This is a genomic window from Streptomyces cyaneochromogenes (genome assembly GCF_003963535.1).
GTDB lineage: Bacteria > Actinomycetota > Actinomycetes > Streptomycetales > Streptomycetaceae > Streptomyces > Streptomyces shaanxiensis.
The window spans coordinates 10,477,637-10,495,009 of the sequence record NZ_CP034539.1; the positions used below are offsets into that span (position 1 = coordinate 10,477,637).

At 68.3% G+C, this 17,373-nt stretch carries 15 protein-coding genes and 2 pseudogenes; 9 read left to right on the forward strand and 8 right to left on the reverse strand.

Annotated features, from left to right (window positions below; all coding sequences use genetic code 11):
• Window positions 1–18: 18 nt before the first annotated feature.
• Together EJ357_RS47040 and EJ357_RS47045 are read left to right on the forward strand one after the other, a co-directional pair.
• Window positions 19–404 (forward strand): annotated as a pseudogene (locus tag EJ357_RS47040) (IS630 family transposase); the annotation flags it as partial.
• Window positions 405–471: 67 nt separating this feature from the next.
• Window positions 472–1,203, forward strand: a complete 732-nt coding sequence (locus tag EJ357_RS47045) for a dienelactone hydrolase family protein (protein ID WP_126398891.1) — start codon at window positions 472–474, stop codon at window positions 1,201–1,203.
• A gap of 207 nt (window positions 1,204–1,410) precedes the next feature.
• On the opposite strand, the gene EJ357_RS47050 is transcribed toward EJ357_RS47045, so the two are convergent.
• The gene (locus EJ357_RS47050; protein ID WP_126398893.1) at window positions 1,411–2,247 is read right to left on the reverse strand and encodes an alpha/beta fold hydrolase; all 837 of its coding nucleotides are present in this window, start codon (window positions 2,245–2,247) and stop codon (window positions 1,411–1,413) included.
• 72 nt (window positions 2,248–2,319) lie between these two features.
• On the opposite strand from EJ357_RS47050, the gene EJ357_RS47055 reads away from it, so the two are divergent.
• On the forward strand, window positions 2,320–3,285 hold the full coding sequence (locus EJ357_RS47055) for an ArsR/SmtB family transcription factor (protein WP_126398895.1): 966 nt from the start codon (window positions 2,320–2,322) through the stop codon (window positions 3,283–3,285).
• A gap of 19 nt (window positions 3,286–3,304) precedes the next feature.
• Window positions 3,305–4,373 (forward strand): IS630 family transposase gene (locus tag EJ357_RS51040; protein WP_456114830.1). Its coding sequence is split into 2 segments (ribosomal slippage): window positions 3,305–3,792 and window positions 3,791–4,373, totalling 1,071 coding nucleotides; the frame shifts between segments, so codons are not numbered across the junction.
• Between the two features lie 344 nt (window positions 4,374–4,717).
• Here the strand turns inward: EJ357_RS51040 and EJ357_RS47070 are convergent.
• The 3 genes and pseudogenes from EJ357_RS47070 to EJ357_RS47080 all read right to left on the reverse strand — a co-directional run.
• Window positions 4,718–5,428, reverse strand: a pseudogene (locus EJ357_RS47070) (IS110 family transposase); the annotation flags it as partial.
• A gap of 651 nt (window positions 5,429–6,079) precedes the next feature.
• Window positions 6,080–7,369, reverse strand: a complete 1,290-nt coding sequence (locus EJ357_RS47075) for a vanadium-dependent haloperoxidase (RefSeq protein ID WP_126398899.1) — start codon at window positions 7,367–7,369, stop codon at window positions 6,080–6,082.
• Between the two features lie 39 nt (window positions 7,370–7,408).
• Window positions 7,409–7,657, reverse strand: coding sequence for a transposase domain-containing protein (locus tag EJ357_RS47080; protein ID WP_126398901.1), 249 nt, complete (start codon window positions 7,655–7,657; stop codon window positions 7,409–7,411).
• Window positions 7,658–8,082: 425 nt separating this feature from the next.
• On the opposite strand from EJ357_RS47080, the gene EJ357_RS47085 reads away from it, so the two are divergent.
• Window positions 8,083–9,186 (forward strand): IS630 family transposase, encoded by a 1,104-nt coding sequence (locus tag EJ357_RS47085; RefSeq protein ID WP_228473250.1) that lies wholly within the window; start codon window positions 8,083–8,085, stop codon window positions 9,184–9,186.
• Between the two features lie 88 nt (window positions 9,187–9,274).
• Here EJ357_RS47085 and EJ357_RS47090 read toward each other — a convergent pair whose 3' ends face one another.
• Complete coding sequence (locus tag EJ357_RS47090) at window positions 9,275–10,012, reverse strand: SDR family oxidoreductase (RefSeq protein WP_126398903.1); 738 nt, start codon at window positions 10,010–10,012, stop codon at window positions 9,275–9,277.
• A 94-nt stretch (window positions 10,013–10,106) separates the two neighbouring features.
• Here EJ357_RS47090 and EJ357_RS47095 point away from each other — a divergent pair, with 94 nt between their 5' ends.
• On the forward strand, window positions 10,107–10,946 hold the full coding sequence (locus EJ357_RS47095) for a LysR family transcriptional regulator (protein ID WP_126398905.1): 840 nt from the start codon (window positions 10,107–10,109) through the stop codon (window positions 10,944–10,946).
• Window positions 10,947–11,192: 246 nt separating this feature from the next.
• Here the strand turns inward: EJ357_RS47095 and EJ357_RS47100 are convergent, their stop codons facing one another.
• Window positions 11,193–11,768 (reverse strand): TetR/AcrR family transcriptional regulator, encoded by a 576-nt coding sequence (locus EJ357_RS47100; RefSeq protein ID WP_126398907.1) that lies wholly within the window; start codon window positions 11,766–11,768, stop codon window positions 11,193–11,195.
• Window positions 11,769–11,867: 99 nt separating this feature from the next.
• On the opposite strand from EJ357_RS47100, the gene EJ357_RS47105 reads away from it, so the two are divergent.
• On the forward strand, window positions 11,868–12,698 hold the full coding sequence (locus EJ357_RS47105; protein WP_126398909.1) for an oxidoreductase: 831 nt from the start codon (window positions 11,868–11,870) through the stop codon (window positions 12,696–12,698).
• A 173-nt stretch (window positions 12,699–12,871) separates the two neighbouring features.
• Here the strand turns inward: EJ357_RS47105 and EJ357_RS50405 are convergent, their stop codons facing one another.
• Window positions 12,872–13,045 (reverse strand): IS3 family transposase, encoded by a 174-nt coding sequence (locus tag EJ357_RS50405; protein ID WP_175647789.1) that lies wholly within the window; start codon window positions 13,043–13,045, stop codon window positions 12,872–12,874.
• Between the two features lie 103 nt (window positions 13,046–13,148).
• On the reverse strand, window positions 13,149–14,000 hold the full coding sequence (locus EJ357_RS47115; protein WP_126398546.1) for an IS5 family transposase: 852 nt from the start codon (window positions 13,998–14,000) through the stop codon (window positions 13,149–13,151).
• Window positions 14,001–14,740: 740 nt separating this feature from the next.
• Here EJ357_RS47115 and EJ357_RS47120 point away from each other — a divergent pair.
• Window positions 14,741–15,100 carry a hypothetical protein gene (locus EJ357_RS47120; protein WP_175647790.1) on the forward strand — a complete coding sequence of 120 codons (360 nt, stop codon included), beginning with the start codon at window positions 14,741–14,743 and terminating at the stop codon, window positions 15,098–15,100.
• Window positions 15,101–15,146: 46 nt separating this feature from the next.
• Complete coding sequence (gene fxsT, locus EJ357_RS47125) at window positions 15,147–17,360, forward strand: FxSxx-COOH system tetratricopeptide repeat protein (protein ID WP_228472854.1); 2,214 nt, start codon at window positions 15,147–15,149, stop codon at window positions 17,358–17,360.
• Window positions 17,361–17,373 lie beyond the last annotated feature (13 nt).

Below are 17,373 nucleotides of genomic sequence, written 5' to 3' on the forward strand. Positions count from 1 at the left end.
CCGCCGAACTGTCCCAACGCGATCGCCGACGGCGAGGTCATACCTGAGGAGGGCGCGCCCGAAGTCATCTTCTGCATGGACGAGTTCGGGCCGATCAACCTGATGCCTCACCCGGGCCAGCAGTGGGCCGAACGCGGAGGCAAACACAAGGACCCCGACCGCGAACCGCGCCGCGGGCGGCGGGCGACCTACACGTCGAGATCGCCTACACCCCGACCAACAGTTTCTGGCTCAACCGCATCGAAGCCCAGTTCACCGCCCTGCGCCACTGCACCCTCGACGGTACCGACCACGCCAGCCACGAGAAACAGGGCAGCATGATCCGCCGCTACAACATCTGGCGAAACCGTTACGCCGACGACCGGCGCCTACGCGCCGTCGTGGACAAGGCCAACGTCGCCTGACTCGTGATTTGCGGCGCATCACACTAGAAAGCGCCCGCAGCAGGCATACCGAAAGGTCCGAAACGCTATGCGCTTTACCTCTGAGGCGTCGTCCGACGGCGTCTTTGAACAGCTATTTCTCCTCGGCGACATCCCTGGCGTGCTATGGACGCCACGAGGGGCCGACGGGACCCGCCCCCTGATTTTAATGGGGCACGGCGGCGGTCAGAACAAGAAGGCCCCCAGCATCGTGGACCGTGCGTGCCGTTTCGTGGCCGAATGCGGTTTCGCCGTGGTGGCGGTCGATGCGCCCAGCCACGGTGACCGGCCAGAACATGAGGAGTTCACCCGGATCGCAACCGAGTACGAGGCCCGACTTGACGCCGGTGTGGGACTGGCTCCGCTGATCGCCAGCTTCCAGGCGCTCGTCGTCCGCCAGATTGTGCCGGAATGGCAGACAGTCCTCAACGCGATCCAGAAGCTCAGTCATGTTGGCATCGGCCCAGTTGGCTACTGGGGTGTGTCGCTGGGCTGCGTGATTGGGGTCCCGCTTATTGCCGCCGAGTCCCGGGTCCGGGCGGCGGTGCTGGGCCTGGGCGGTGCTGAGGTGCCAGCCGAGACCGCCGCGCGGATTACTGTCCCGGTGGAGTTTCTCGTGCAGTGGGATGATGAGCGAGTGCCACGGACCCAGAGCCTGGCACTGTTCGACGCCTTCGCCTCAACCGAGAAGACGCTGCACGCCAACCCCGGCCAGCACGGTGAGGTCCCGGCATTCGAGATAGACAGCACGCTGCGGTTCTTCGCTCGGCACCTTGGCTGATACCTCCGCCTGTACTCCGTGACTCGCCGACCGGGATCCGTCCCGGATGGGAACGTTCAGCGCGCACTGGCCAGAGTGCCGACAAAGTTCAGGCTCGGACACGTAACCGTTCCGGTGCCAGTAAGGACATCACCAGGGCGAACGTTGCCTGACGCGGCACTAGAGATTGGATTTTTGACGGCGGAGGTTATGGCGCCGCGTGATGGCTTATCCCAGGAACGCCACGGTGGCTGCCACGAACCGGTCCGCGTCATCGAGCCACGGGAAGTGTCCGGCTCCTGGCTGGACGGCGAACTCGGCGTTCAGGAACAGCCCGGCAAATTCGGCCATCACGGGCGGAGGGGCACCCGGATCGACCTCGCCGGCGAGCACGAGCACCGGTGACTCGAGCCGGGCGAGCGCCGCGCGGGTGGCGTCCGGGGCGTAGGCGCCTTCGGCATTGAAGGCAGCCACGACCTCCATGTTCATCTGCTCGTCCTCAGCAGCCTTGTGGGCCCGAGCCGCCTCGTCCCAGCGGCCGTAGGAGAACGGCGCGATGGCCTGCCAACTGTCGGCGGTGGCCTGGCCCGCCCCGATTGCCTCCAGGGCCGCGAACGCCTCCGGGAACCACGGCTCGTCCCGGCGCGGCTGGACGGTCTCGCGCCGCAGTTCTCCGGTGATCGCGATCCCGACGGCCCGGACGCTCGGCGTGATCAGCGCGAGCCTGCCTACGTGTTCCGGATAGCGGCCCAGGTACTGCACGGCCAGATTCGCGCCGCCGGAATGTGCGAGCAGGTCCATCCGGTCCAGCCTCAGATGCTCGCGAAGGGCCTCTACGTCGTCGACGAGCCGGTCGCAGCGGCAGGAGGTGATGTCCGCAGGCATCGCGGACCGCCCGGTGCCGCGAAGGTCCAGCGTGATCAACTGTCGGTGCGCGGACAGGCCGCCGAGCTCGCCCAGGTAGGCCGACTCCTGTGGTCCGCCCGGTAGGCAGACCACAGGCAGGCCGTCCCCGACTACGCGGTAGGCGAGCTTGGTTCCGTCGTATGAGGTGAAGATTTCCATGCCGGACAGCGTGGGGGTGACGACTGGTGTCGGCCTATCGTTTAGCTACAGCTACATGATGGGGCGGCACGGATGGCGGTCGAGATCAGGTTCACCGCGGCGTCGGTCGCAAAGGTACGGTTCGCCATCTCGCCACTGGGCGAGACGGTGCTGTCGCTGCGGATCCTGTTGGGTACGGGCGGGCATGCGGTGCATCAGCCGTGGGTGCGCAGGGCGCGTCCGCTACTGGCAGGTGAGCGTGAGTTGCCGCTGCTGCGGGCGCTGATCGCTGGGGCGCTGCCGTCGTTCCTGTTCCCGGTGCCACAGGAGCGGCTGCCTTCCATGGCGACGGAGCTGGACCTGCTGCGGACCACGGAAGAGGCTTTCTTCCGGCAGGAGTACGGCGCCGTCGTGGGCGTACCAGCCGAGGAGATCCCCGGGCCGGCAGCGGTGCTGCCGCGGCTAGCGGAGGCGCTCCACCGCTGCCACGAGCTGCTGATCGCTCCGCAGTGGGGTCGGATGCGCGCGGTGCTGGAAGCCGACGTCGGTAGGCGCGCACTCACCCTGGTGGACGGTGGAGTCCAGGCGCTGTTCGCCGAGTTGCACCGGGATATCGCCTGGGACGGTGGCCAGTTGGTCGTGCACGGTCGGCGCGCCCCGCACTCGGTCTACACGGTGGACGCTGGCGCGCATGGCCTGGTCCTGCTGCCCAGCGTCTTCAACTGGCCGAACGTGGGCGTCGACAAGTCCCCGGTCACAGCCGCGTCGATCCGCTACCCGGCGGTGGGCGTCGGCCTGCTCTGGGAGCCTCCCCCTCAGGTACTGGCGGGTTTGGCCCCGGTGTTGGGCCACGCCAGGACGGCGGTGCTCGCCGCCCTGGTGGAACCCCTTACAACGGCGACCCTCGCCCGTCGGCTGGGCATCACCCCGAGCGCGGTCTCTCAACACTTGGGCGCATTGCGTGGGGCGGGCCTAGTGTCGACGCAACGCAAGGGCCGCACGGCGCTCCACCTGCGCACGGAGCGAGCGAACCACCTGTTGGGTAACTCCGCCCCGTAAGCCTCGCTGTGCCGGAGGGATGAGGTATCCCGATGGTGGTGGGCTGACGACCGAGGAACGTACTCGACGTGAGCGAGTGCGATTGGCAGCCGCTGATCTGATCGAGGCAGGCGCCAGTGACTGTCAGGTGGCCCGGAAGCTCCGGGTTACCAGGATGTCGGCGAACCGGTGGCGGCGGGCATTGGCTTCAGGCGGTCGGCAGGCTCTGGTCTCCAAGGGCCCCGGCGGCGCCCGCTGCAAGCTCGATGTGGAACAACTCCGTCTCCTGGAAGCGGCATTGGATGCCGGCCCGGCCGCTTCGGGCTGGCCCGACCAGTGCTGGACACTGGCGAGGATTGCCGAGATCGTGCGCCGCTGCTTCGGTGTCGAGTACACCCTGGCCGGGCTGGACCTGCTGCTGCACCGCATCGGCTGGAGCGTGCAGATCCCCTCCCGCAAGGCTACCGAGCGCGACGAGGCGAAGATCGCCGCCTGGAAGAGTGAGCAGTGGCCCGTCATAAAAGAGGGCAGCGGACTTGGGCGCCTGGCTCTGCTTCGAGGACGAAGCCGGCCAGGGCCTGAGGCCGCCCAAGGGCCGCACCTGGGGCCGCCGGGGCCGCACACCGGTCGTGCACGTCACCGCCCACGGCACCAAACGCGTTTCCATGGCGGGGCTGATCTGCACCAAGGTCGGCCACCGGCCTCGGCTGATCTACTGCATCCACCTCGACCGCGGTCCCGCCAAGGGCCGTCGCAAAGGCTTTACCGAGACCGACTACGCCCGCCTGCTGGATGCCGCGCACCAGCAGCTCGGCGGGCCGATCATCCTGGTATGGGACAACTTGAACACGCACGTCAGCCGCACCATGCGCGAGATGATCGCCGCCCGATTATGGCTGACCGTCTACCAGCTGCCGCCGTATGCTCCCGAGTTCAACCCTGTCGAGGGCGTCTGGTCGCACCTGAAAAGATCTCTGGCCAACCTCACCAAGCGCAGCCTCGACCAACTCACCGCGTTGGTGAAGACCCGGCTCAAACGGATGCAGTACCGCCCCCGCCTCATCGAGGGCCTCATCGCCAAGACCGGACTCAACCTCCAACCGCCGTAACCTCAGCCATTAAAGATCTCTAGCAGCGGGATGTGCTCGACACCCGCCCTGTGCTCGCGGTTGAGGATCCTCAGCCGCTCCGTAAATCCCGCAGGCGCTGACGGTCGAGCGCCGCGTCGCCCCGTCGCCACGCCCGGATCGCGGCGCGCAGCGACTCGCGCTCGGTGTGCAGCCGCCACAGGTTCCCCCGGACCTGCCATGCCCGGTGGCCGTCACCATGCGGGAAGAACGTGACCCTCCAAGACGGCATCCGCTGACCCCCGAATTGCACTGGCCGGCAGCGGAAATGGACGCCGTCCCGCTGCATGGCGCTCGGCGGGAGCCCTTGTCGGTGTGCCATTCGGTGAGATCATGGCGGTGAGCTGGTCGTACTGGTCCAGATACAGACGGACCAGGAACGCGTGGTGCTCGCGGAAGCGCCCGGTGAGAGCCTCGGTCAGTTCGGGGATCTTGTTGCGGAGCTTCCGCTTGGCCAGCTCCGCCAGTATTTGCGGGTCGCGTTCGCCGGCGGTGAGGGCCTCGAGCATGGCACGGCCGGAGACGCCCATGATGTCGGAGGCGACCGCGGAGAGCTTGATGCCGGTGTCTTCCAGCAGTTTCTCCAGGCGCTGGACCACCCGGCCGCGTTCCCGGGTGACGGTGGTGCGGGCCCGGGTCAGATCCCGCAGCTCGCGCACCGGCTGGGGCGGGACGAAGGAGGGCCGGACCAGGCCATGGGCGCCGAGCTGGGCCAGCCAGGCGGCGTCCGAGACGTCGGTCTTGCGGCCGGGCAGGTTCTGGACCTGCCGGGCGTTGACCAGGATCACGTTCAAGTCCTCGGCCAGCACGTAGTAGTAGGGCTTCCAGTAGTCCGAGGTCGCCTCGATCACCACCAGCGTCACCAGCGCGGCGAGCAGATGGTCCCGCAGGGCGAGTACCGCGTTCGTCGTTGACGCCCAGGTGGTCGTCTCGGTGGTGAACGCCCCCCGGCGCTTCGCGCTCGGCGTCCGGACGCACGCCTTGGCGTACTTCTTGCTGATGTCCACACCCGCGCAGCGTTCATGCAGCACGTCCACGGCCCGCTCCTTCCACCGGTGAAGGGCCAAAAGGAACGCCGTCCCGGGAGGGCCGGGGTGGATCAGGGATTCTGACGCACGTGCTCACAGCAACACTCCACGGTTCCCGTGGTCGGCCCTCAGCACCATGCTGACCAGCGAGCTGCACAGCATCACAGAGGCATCGGTTTCGGCCGGAACGACCCCTTCACGATCCCGAAAGGTGCTCGCGCCCAGCAGGGCCCACAGAAGCACCTCCGGCGCGCGCCCGGATTTACCGTGCCCCCGGCGCGCGCCGAAGACGCGCTGGACTGCTGACCAGCAATGTCGGTTACTTAGCGTGTTACCGCAGGTGGCGGGGGTTGGGGAGCGGGTCTGCTGGGGTTCTAGCTCTGTGAACTCTGCCCCGATTTGGGTGGTTGTCCGGCGGAAGCCCCACGCGGCAACGGAGTTCCCCATAGACAGGAGATTGACCAAGATCCTTCTGTCGCACGAGGAACTCCGTTGGATGCTCAGTGTCGCACCCTGCCCGCAACAACCAGGCAGCATGACCGGGTACGGTGACGGCCCGGCCGTAAGCGGTATCTGTCGGCTTCGAGGCGGCTGGCCAGGGCGCCGGTGTCGGTGCTGTCCCGAGCTGTCCTCCCGGCGGTGGTGGAAGGGGCGGCCGCGTCAGCGCCGCTGGAAGGCGCGGTTCAGGACGTCGAGGGTGACCGTCAGCCCGAGCCGGTGCCCGTGCTCGGAGGCGAAGCGGTAATGCACGCCGGCCCAGATTCGCGCCTCCAGGAGTTCGGCTGTCGCCGCCTGAAGGCTGTCGTAGTGGCGGGTCGTGCCGGAGGCGGGGCTGTACGCGGCGAACGTGAGGTCGTCACGGCCGAAGTACGACCCCAGGGCCGTCATGACCGCCGTGGTGAAGCAGGCGTGGCCCGACGGGTACTCCGGCGACGGGGCGGTGACCCGCAGTGGTGTCCAGTCCGGGTCGGGATCGGTGGCCGCGTTGCCGTCGGTGCCGGCGAGCGGAATGGCGGTCACTGGGCGCCAGAAGTTCCAGTGCGCCTTGGCCTTGTAGCAGGCGATCAGGGTGTCGGCGGAGGCCACGTACACCATGGCGAGCAGCCGGGCCGTCCGGAGGCTGCTGAGGTGGTGCGCGCCGGCGAGTTGCCGGGTGATCGACCATTCGACCATCCGGGGGTCGTCCCACCAGATCGCCGCCTCGGTCTGGTCCTCGGTGCGGACGGTGCTGGTGGCCGCGCCGAGGCTCTTGACCTCGTTCAGGTCGCGGGCCCAGGCGGCGCCGGTCAGGGCCGGCGGGGGCTTGACCCGGTAGGCGCCGGCATCGGGGACGACGAACGGCTTCAGGTTCGGCACCCAGGCGCCGACGCCGACGTAGCCGGGCGGGGTGAGCCGGTATTCGCCCGGCTCGGTGCCGACGGTCCACCGCGCGGTGGGGTCGAAGCCGTCGTCACGGCGGCTCTCGGTCATCGCCGCGGCAGCGGCCCTGCCGACGGCCACCCCGCCGTCCTCGGTGCGGCCGTCGGGGATCGCGGCCAGCGCCTCGTCGTACCGGGCGTTCAGCGACTCGGCCTGCCCGGGGAAGAGCCACAGCAGCGTGTCGTGGGCGGCCGCGGCGACCGCCGCGGCGGTGGAGTCCCCGGGGCGGCTGCGGGGCGCGCTGACCAGGGGCTCGTACGGACGGCCGGCGACGGCGTTGACCGCGTCGTACACGGCGCCCTGCACGATGGCGAAGCTGCGGGTGCTGGTGGTGGGCGACTGCTTGGCGGTGTCGTAGATGGCGGTCTGGGCGTGGATGTTCCAGGCGATGACGGGATTGCCTGGGGCGGTCTCCACGCCGCTGTGTGCCTCGGCGGTGGTGGCCGTCAGTGGGACGGTCAGGGCGAGTGCGGTGAGGGCCGCGATACGGCGTAACCCTCTGAGTGATCCGGCGGGCGGGCGTTGTGTCACGAGACCCCCATGGGCTTGTCGGTGACAGATTGTCCGAGCCTATAGGGAGGGGTTCAGTTTTGTCGTTACATCGACAATCGTCGACAACTCAGCGCTGTTCCCTGGCGAGTTGGGGACGTCCAGGACGGTTCCGTCCCAGGCTGTCAGCCGCAGACCGAAGGCGAAGGCGCCCCGGTCGGCGTCCCTGGCCAGGTGGCCGCACTGCCCCTCGAACAGCAACTGCAGCGCCTTGGACCCAAGGCGTTGTCGGGCCCGGGTCAGCGCCGCGCTGGTGGGAAGCTTCTGCATCCCTCAGCCTGGCAGGTGCCGCAACTGCTCCGTAAGCATTCGCAGTACGGCCCGGTAACCCGGAGGTCCGGCACTGTCCGCGCTGCTGAACAGGTACAGCGCCAGGGCGAAATACGTACGTGTTCGCCGAAGCGCAGCTCAGCGGGGACGGGTCGCGCAGAGGATGACTGGTCTCCGGCCAGGAAATGGTGGTTGTTGCGGGCAGGGTGCGACACAGAGCATCCAACGGAGTTCCTCGTGCGACAGAAGGATCTTGGTCGATCTCCTGTCTATGGGGAACTCCGTTGCCGCGTGGGGCTTTCGCCGGACAACCACCTAAATCGGGGCAGAGCTCACAGAGCTGGTGGCTCGTCTCGCAGCGTTGGCCGGGTAATCGACGTGTTGTCCGGCGGTCGGCAGAGTGTCTCCAGGTCCTGATCTTGGAGGTGGGCGTGGGGCGTCGGCCGAGTGTGTTCGTCCGGGCGGTCAGCATGGAGGAGGGCCGCAGGCTGCAGCGGATCAGCCGGTCGTCGAAGGATCCGATACGGCTGCGGCGGGCGATCGTGGTGCTGATGTCGGCCCAGGGCCAGACGGTCAAGGACATCACTTCGCTGATGCAGGTCGGCGAGGACTACGTCCGCGACGTGATCCACGCCTTCAACGAGCGGGGGTTCGATGCTCTGGACCCAAAATGGAGCGGGGGACGCCGACCGGTGATCAGTGAGCGGGTGCGTGAGCACATCCGTCTGATCGCCCGGACGTCCCCCGCCGACTGGGGCGTCACCGGCTTTGCCACGTGGAGCCTGTCCAAGCTCGCCGAGCATCTCATCGACCGGCACGTGGTCCCCCGGATCAGCCGGGAGACGCTGCGGCGCATCCTGCGCGAGGGCAAGGTCTGCTGGCAGACCACGACCACCTGGAAGGCCTCCACCGACCCGGACTTCATCGCCAAGATGCACCGGATCCTGGCGTTATACGACGCCCCGCCGGCCGACGGGCGGGTGATCTGCGTCGATGAGTTCGGCCCGCTCAACCTGATGCCACGCAAGGGCAAGGCCTGGCGTCCGGCCGGCAGACCCCGTCGGCTGCGGGCCACCTACAACCGCTACGGCGGCGTGATGCACATGCTCGCCGCCCTCGACCTGGTCACCGGCAAGATCTCCTACCGGATCCGCACACGCAAACGGTGGCGCGAGTTTCTCGGCCTGCTCAAGACCCTGCGGCAACGCTGGCCCGAGCAGAAGCTATACGTGGTGCTGGACAACTTCTCCCCGCACAAGCACGCCGAAGTCCGCACCTGGGCCGCCGACCACGACGTCGAACTGGTCTTCCTGCCGACCTACGGCTCCTGGCTGAACTGGATCGAGTCCGAGTTCGCCGCCCTGCGCTACTTCGCCCTCAACGGCACCGACCACCGCACCCACGCTGAACAGAACGCCGCCATCGCCGCCTACATCCGCTGGCGCAACGCCCACGCCGAACCGAAGACCCGTTTCGCGCCCGAGTCACCGATCCGCCGGTGGACCGATGACCCGGCCAATGCTGCGTGACCATGCCCAGCGACAGCGCTCTTTGCTGGATACACGTGGCGGACGGGCGGCCACGGCCAGATCGACGAGGAACGCATCCAAGGTCAGGTCACCAGGGTACGACGCCGCTGTCGTCGAACAGTTGGCCGGTCGGGCCGTCGTCCGGCAGGGTCGCCAGCCGGATGGCGATCGCCGCGCCCTGCTCGGGGGTCTGTGTGCCGCTGAATCCGTTGAGGTCGGTGGCCACGTAACCGGGGCAGGCGTTGTTGATCAGTATCTTGGTGCCGCTCAACTCCTTGGCGTACTGGATGGTGACGGCGTTGAGGTAGGTCTTCGTCGGCGCGTAGGCCCCGCTGATCCCCCCGAGGTCCACGCCGGGCGTGGTCTGCAGTGTCAGGGAGCCGACGTGGCTGGACTGGTTGACGATCCGCGGGTGCGCCGAGCGCAGCAGCAGGGGAAGCATCGCGTTGGTGACCCTGATGACGCCGAGGACGTTGGTCTCCAGCAGTCGCCGCACGGTCTCCAGGTCGATGGTCGTCGGTTCCTCCGGCCAGCCGCCGGCAACGCCGGCGTTGTTGACCAGTACGTCCAGCCGTCCTGCCCGCTCCTCGATCAGTTGGACTGCGGCGGCCACGCTCCCGTCGTCGGTCACGTCCAAGGGCACGCCGAACGCGTCAACACCAGCCGCACGCAGCTTCGCCACAGCGTCCTTCCGGCGCTGCTCGTCCCGGGCGCCGACACCGACACTCCAGCCCCGCGCACCCAGCCCGGCCGCGATCTCATACCCGATTCCCTTGTTCGCGCCAGTGATCAGCGCGGTCGTCTTCTCGCTCATGAAAACGAGCATGCCTGCGCTGCAGCCGGACGCCAACACCACCTCGGTACTGCAGCGATACCCGGGCGGTATCGATCTCAGCCGTCTGCCGTCCTAGCCTGTACTCATGGAAATACGCGAGCTGCGGTACTTCGTCGCCGTCGCCGAGGAGTTGCACTTCGGCAAGGCTGCCCAGCGCCTTGGGATAGCCCAGCCGCCACTGTCCCGCGCGATCACCCAGCTCGAGCGGCGGCTCGGAACCGCACTGCTGGAACGCAACAGCCGCAAGGTCACGCTCACCGAGGCCGGAACCGTGCTGCTGGCCGAAGGACGCGAGATCCTCAGTGCAGTGACCGCGGCTGAGCGGCGTACCCAACGGGCTTCCACGGCACACCCCAGCCTCGTCCTCGCCGTCAAATCCGGCACCGGTGGCGAGCTGCTGACGAAACTGCTCGACGCCTACGCCGCGGAACCCGGCGCAGCCACCGTCGATCTGCTGATCTGCGAGGCGCACCAGCACCGGCAGCTGCTGCAGGAGGGACAAGCCGACGTGGCTCTGCTGCACCTGCCCTTCGACTCAGCAGCCGGGCTCGACACCGAAACCCTGTACACCGAGGGACAGGTCGCGATCCTGCCGGCCTCACACCCGCTCGCCATCCGCTCCCAGATCCGGATGGCCGACGTCACCACACTGCCGGAGCTCCCGATGGCCCGCTGGCCCGGTCCCGGCGGCAGCTACCCGGAAGGACCGGGCGCGGAGATACGGAACCTGACACAGCTCTTCCAGCTGATCGCGCTCGGCCGTACCACCGTGGTCATTCCCGAGTCCGCCGGCACCGACCTGCGCCGGGACCTCGCCGCGGTGCCGGTCCTGGACGCTCCGCCTGTGACAACGGTGATCGCCTGGCCGCCGCACAGCCGCCTTCGTGCAGTTGCTGACCTGGTCCGCGTTGCAACACTCCTTTGAACTCGGATGAGCAGGGCGGCCACCCGACGACAGCCTCGATCAAGCGGGCGACGTCCCACGACCAACGCCAAGCAGGTCCTGGAGACAGTCCGCTGACCGCCGGGCGGCACATCGATTACCCGGCCAACGCTGCGAGACGAGCCACTAGAGCCCCTACAGACTCAGAGCCGCATCAGGTTCCGATATTCCGGGAGCCTTCACGAGATCCGACCGCACCGTGCAGTCCGTTGCCCGAGGCCCCTTGCGTCAGTTCCCTGCTTCCCGGGCGCGGGTGGTCAAGCCGGGCATGACAAGGGCGAGCCAGCGGGTGCGGGCCGCCGGTGGCTGGTCGGTGGGCGCGGTGGAGAAGAGCAGATAGATGTCGCTGACGGTGACGTCATCGTGGATGTCACCGTCAGCCTGGCCGGCCCGGATGATGGCGGCGACAGCGGCACTGGCGCGATCCTCATCAGCGCGGTCACCCGGCTCCGCGCCCAGGGTCTGGGCGGCGGCCTTGACTGCGCGGTCGGTCACGGACGCCTCGACGACGCGGCCGAGGAAGGCGGCCAGCTCGTCCAGCGCGCGGGCGCCGGCCTCGACACGGCCGAGAGCGGTCTCGGCGTCGTCGGCGACGCGGGCCACATATGCGGCGACAACGGCCGCGACCAGGTCGGTCTTGGTGGGGAAGTGCCGGTAGAGGGTGCCCACGGCCACGCCCGCCGCGGCGGCGATCTCGTCCATGCCGACCTCGGGGCCGTGCTCGGTGATCTGCTCGCCGGCGGCCGTCAGGATCTTCTTCCGGTTGCGGACTGCGTCGGCGCGCGGTGCTCGGGTCTGGGCCATGGGCTCTCCTGCGGTGGGCGTCTCGGCTTGCTTTAACGTGAACCAGGGTTCATGATGGATAGTGAACCGAAGTTCATCTTACTCCGACAGGAAGTCCCCATGACCGCCAAGACCGCTCTCGTCACCGGCGCCTCCTCCGGCATCGGTGAGGCCACCGCCCTCAAGCTCCAGTCCCTGGGATACACCGTCTACGGCGCCGCTCGCCGCACCGACCGCCTGCAGAAGCTGGCCGACCGCGGCATCCGCCCGCTGGCCATGGACGTCACCGACGACGACTCCATGCGAGCCGGCATCGACCGCATTGTCGCCGAGACCGGCCGCATCGACGTGCTGGTCAACAACGCCGGCTACGGCTCCTACGGCGCCATCGAGGACGTCCCGATGGAGGAGGCCCGCCGCCAGTTCGAGGTCAACGTCTTCGGCGCCATGCGCCTGGCGCAGCTCGCTCTGCCGCACATGCGCGCCCAGCACACGGGCACGATCGTGAACATCACCTCGATGGGCGGCAAGATCTACACCCCGCTCGGCGGCTGGTACCACGGCACCAAGTTCGCCCTCGAAGCCCTCAGCGACTGCCTGCGCCTGGAGGCCAAGCCCTTCGGCATCGACGTCGTCGTCATCGAGCCCGGCGGCATCGCCACCGAATGGGGTGCCATCGCCGCCGACCAGCTGGAAAAGTCCTCCGCCGACGGCGCCTACGGCAAGCAGGCCGACGCCGTCGCCTCCTCTCTGCGCTCCGAGGCCAACGCCAAGCGCAACTCCCCGCCCCAGGTCATCGCCGACGCGATCGGCAAGGCCGTCACCACCCGCCGCCCCAGGACCCGCTACGCCACCGGCTTCGGCGCCCGCCCCCTCATCGCGCTGCGCCGCGTCGTGTCCGACCGGACCTTCGACACCGTCATCTCCCGCGCCGTCGGGCTGCCCCGCTGAACTGCCCGGGCACTCGCAACGCGCAAGGCGCTGTCGGATCTCGTGATGTGTTCGAATTTCGCAACCGCCCAGACGCCTCCCGAACTCGACTACCAGTGCTGTCGCTCGGGCTCTGGTCCGATTTCTGTGACCTGGGGGCCAGCCGACCAGGTTCGGCGGGCGGGCGCCGACGGCTAGGGGACAGTGGTGCGACTCCGCTGACCTCTGGTAATGCCTTCTAGACCCAGCTCGGCCATCAGCCGCTCGACCGTGCAGCGGGCCACGACGATCCCCTTACGCTTGAGCGCGTGGGTGATCCGGCGAGCACCATAGGTGCCGCCCGACTCGGCATGGACCTCCTCGATCAACGGCTTGAGCTTCGCCCACCGCGGCGACGCTGCGTGGCAGCGGGGCGCAGTCAACCGCCCCAGGAACGTTAAGCACCACGCTTAGAGGGCATCTGATCAATGTTCAGGTCGCTCTGCCCGGTTCGCCGGTTTCGATTCGCCAGGTTGGTGTGGATTCTCCGGTGAGCTCGCGGCTAGTTTTGTTAGCCATGGCCCAGTGGACCATTGTGCGGGATCGCTGGGGCAGTGCTTCGTAGTCCCTGACGAGGCGCCGGTGCTGCATCAGCCAGCCGAACGTCCGCTCGATCACCCAGCGTTTCGCCTGGGGTTGGAATCCTTTCGTGGTGGGCCGTTTCACGACCTCGACGTCGATTCCCCTTGCGGCTCCGTACTGGAAGACGCTGTTCTGGTATCCGCCGTCGGCCCAGACCTTCGTCACGCTGGGATGCGAGGCGGCGAGCTCGTCGAGCAGGTGTTTTCCGCCGGTGGAGTCGTGAACCGAGGCGGCCGTGACGATGACGGCCAGGACCAGGCCGAGCGTGTCCGTGGCCACGTGACGCTTACGCCCTTTGATTTTCTTGCCGGCGTCGATGCCCTGACTGGCCTCAGCGACGTTCGCGGAGGTTTTCACGCTCTGCGCATCGATCACGGCAGCCGACGGGGCTGCAGGCCGGCCCTGCGCACGGCGGGCCTTGTCGCGCAGCAGATCGTGCACCCGCTGCGTAGTGCCGTCCACTTCCCACTTCGCGTAGTAGTCGTAGACGGTCTTGTACGGAGGGAAGTCGTGCGGCAGGTACTCCCAGGGGATACCCGTGCGGTTGACGTAGAGGATGGCGTTCACGATCTCCCGCAGATCATGCACCCGTGCCGCGGTTCCCGGACCGGTGCGAGCGGCCCGCCATGCCACGAACACGGGCTCGATCAACGTCCAGCGGGCATCCGAGACGTCACTGCGATAAGGGCGTCGAGAACTCACGAGTCACGCAACGACCCACCGTCGCCACAGTCACTGCGAACACCCCAAAACACCTGCAAACCAGATCAGTTGCCCTCTTAGAGGCTCCGCCCATACCTGTAAGGATGACGACGCCGCCGTGCAAGCGCCGTGCGCAGCTCGTGCCCTTCCCAACGGTCCTGAAAGGCCTGCGCACCAGAGGGGACGACACCCACCTGGTGCGGCCAGTCCGCAGGCTGTCGCGGTAGGCGGTGCTGCACGACGGTGAACTCGTCGGCGTGCATGATTCCGCTGACGGCCACACCTTCGTGAGAGGCATACGCATTGCCGCTGCCGATAACTGCCATCGCCTCGTCGGCGTTCTCACGCCTCTGCTGGTATCGCTTGCTATGCCACTGCACGGAACCTCCTCGGCCGCGTCCGCTCATATGTGAGGGCAGTCCGCTGCAGCGGATACCGCTCGCCGCGTAGGGCCGCGACGACTCCGAGGACGATGTGCGTGATCTTCCACCGCCGCGGCATGTCCCTCCTTCAGGTCATGCCTGCCTTCTCGACCTGGCCATCACGACTACTGGCGTGTCAGTCACCTCTTCGCGCCAAAGATGTGCTCAGACCTTGTCGGCGAGCAGGTCGTCGACAACGAGTCTCGAACAGGTACCTCGTCTGCCTGCCCGGGCGTCTTTCTCGGATTCGGGGGCATGCGCGGAGCGGATACGAGACAGTGGCCGAACCGGTTCGTCAGCACGGAGGGGAGCGCTGTGATGACGCAGGGGTGGAAGATCACGATCATCTTGGTGGCGTTGGCTGCCGTCGTGTCGACGCCACTGGTGTGGCTGACCAACGGTCCCGACGCCGGGCAGTTGGTCGGGGCCGCGGTGCAGGCGGCGGCCGGGATCTCGGCGTTCGTGTGGGCGCTGTTCCAGCATCCGGCCGAACGCCCGCGCGACGAGGCCGTCGACACCGGTGCGGCGCGAGCGGGGGACAGCGGGACGGCCTCCACCGGCATCAAGCGGCCTGGCGGTCGCGGACGGTGGACGGCCAAGGTGAAGAAGACCGGGAACTCCACCGCCAATGGACCTGGCAGCAAGGCCAGTTCCGGCATCGACTACAGCGAGAACTGACCAACACCGCGGGTGAGGTGGGATGTTCTGGCGCAGGCGCGGGCACATGGGTGCTGAGCGGGCCGTGGAGGTGCGCGATACGGGGGATGCGAGCGCCAGCAGCGGCGGGATCGCCAACACCGGCTATCTGGAGATCGGCACGGTCACGGTGCAGCAGCGCGGCCCGCAGGAGCCAGCGCCCTGGCCGCATCAGATCGGTGTCATCCCGCCACCCGCCCGATCATTCCGGCCGCGCGCCGAAGCGGACCGCCTCAGGGCCGCGATCGACCGCGGCGGGGGCCAGGCAGCGCTGTGCCAGGTGCTGACCGGAATGGGCGGCGTCGGCAAGACCCAGCTCGCCGCCGACTACGCCCGCACCGCCTGGAACAACACCAGCGACACCGGCGGCCTGGACGTGCTGGTGTGGGCCAACGCTGGCACCCGCGACGCGCTGATCTCGGCCTACGCCCAGGCCGCCGTCGAACTGTGCCGGGCCGACCGCCACGACCTTGAAGAGGCCGCCCAACGGTTCCTGGCCTGGCTCACCCCCAAAGCCGCAGCCCCGCCCTGCCGATGGCTGATCGTCCTCGACGACCTCACCACCCCGGCCGACCTACGCGGCCTGCGGCCACCGCCCAGCCCCACCGGCCACACCCTGATCACCACACGCTGCCGCGACGACGCCCTCGGCACGGACGACCGCCACACCATCCCCGTCGGCCTGTTCGACGAAGCCGAAGCCATCGCCTACCTCACCACCGCCCTCACCACACCTGACGCCCGCCAGTCCGCTGGCGAACTGGCCGCACTCGCCTCAGACCTTGGACACCTGCCGCTCGCTCTGTCCCAGGCCGCCACCTACATCAACGACACCCGCAGGAGTGTCACCGCCTACCGCGCCCTCCTGGCCGACCGCACCCGCACCCTGGCCAAGGCTGTCCCGGAGCTGGACGCATTGCCCGACGACCAGCCCGAGCCGCTGTCCGCAGCATGGTCGCTGTCCATCGACCGCGCCGACGCCCTCCGCCCCGCTGGCTTGGCCCGTCCCGTCCTCCAGCTCAGCGCCCTCCTCGCCCCGGACGGCATCCCGCACACGGTGCTAACCAACCAGCCCGCCCTGGACTACCTCACCCGACACCGCACTCCCGGCACACAGGCACCCGAAGAGCCCTCCCCGGTTCAGGCAGACGAAGCCGAGCTCGCCCTGACGGTGTTGCACCGACTCAGCCTCATCGACTACGTCCCGGCCACCCCGTACCAAGCCGTGCGTGTCCATCAGCTCGTCCAGCGCGCCACCAGTGACGCCCTCACCCCCGATCAGCACTGGCAGACCTCCCAGAGCGCGGCCGATGCTCTGGCAGCCGCCTGGCCCGACATGGAGCGGGACACCGCCCTCGCGCAGGCTCTGCGTACCAACACCGCTGCCCTCGCCGCCTGCGCTGGCGAAGCCCTGTATCACCCCGACGCACACGAAGTGCTGTACCGCAACGGCCGCAGCATCGGAGAATCCGGCCAAGCCACCGCTGCGCGCGCCTACTTCGACCACCTCGCGGCCACCACGACGCGCCGCTTCGGTCCCGACCACCCCGACACCCTCGACGCCCGGCACCACTTGGCCCGGTGGCGGGGGGAAGCCGGGGATCCGGCGGGTGCCGCGCAAGGCTTCGCCGAACTGGTGCCCGACCGCATTCGAATCCTCGGACGCGACCACCCGGACACCCTCATGACCCGCCTCAACCAGCACCGGTGGCACGGAGAGGCAGGAGACCCCGCGGCTGCCGCCGAGGGTTTCGCCGCACTGCTGCCGGACCTACTGCGCATCCTGGGACCCGGCCATTCCCACACCCGCGCCGCCCGGCACAACCTGGCGTACTGGCAAGGCCGGATGGGAGATCCCGCCAAAGCCGTGACCAGTTTCGCGGAACTGGCGCGGGATCTGACGCGCGCGCTGGGACACCACGACCCTCAAACCCTTGCAATCCGGCACAATCACGCCTACTGGCTGGCGGAGGCGGGAGAGCTGGACGGGGCCGTGGCTGCTTTCACCGAGCTCGTACCGGACCGGATACGCGTCCTCGGACCCGACAGCCCTCATACGTTCGCGACTCGACACAACCTGGCGCACTGGAAGGGTAGGGCGGGAGACCTACAAGGCGCCGTGACCGGCTTTGCCGAACTCCTGCAGGACCGGATCCGCGTGCTGGGCCCCGACCATCCCCTGACCCGCTCGACCGAAGCCGACCTGGCTTACTGGCAGAACCAAGCGAATCATCCACGCTGACCTCCAGCCCGCT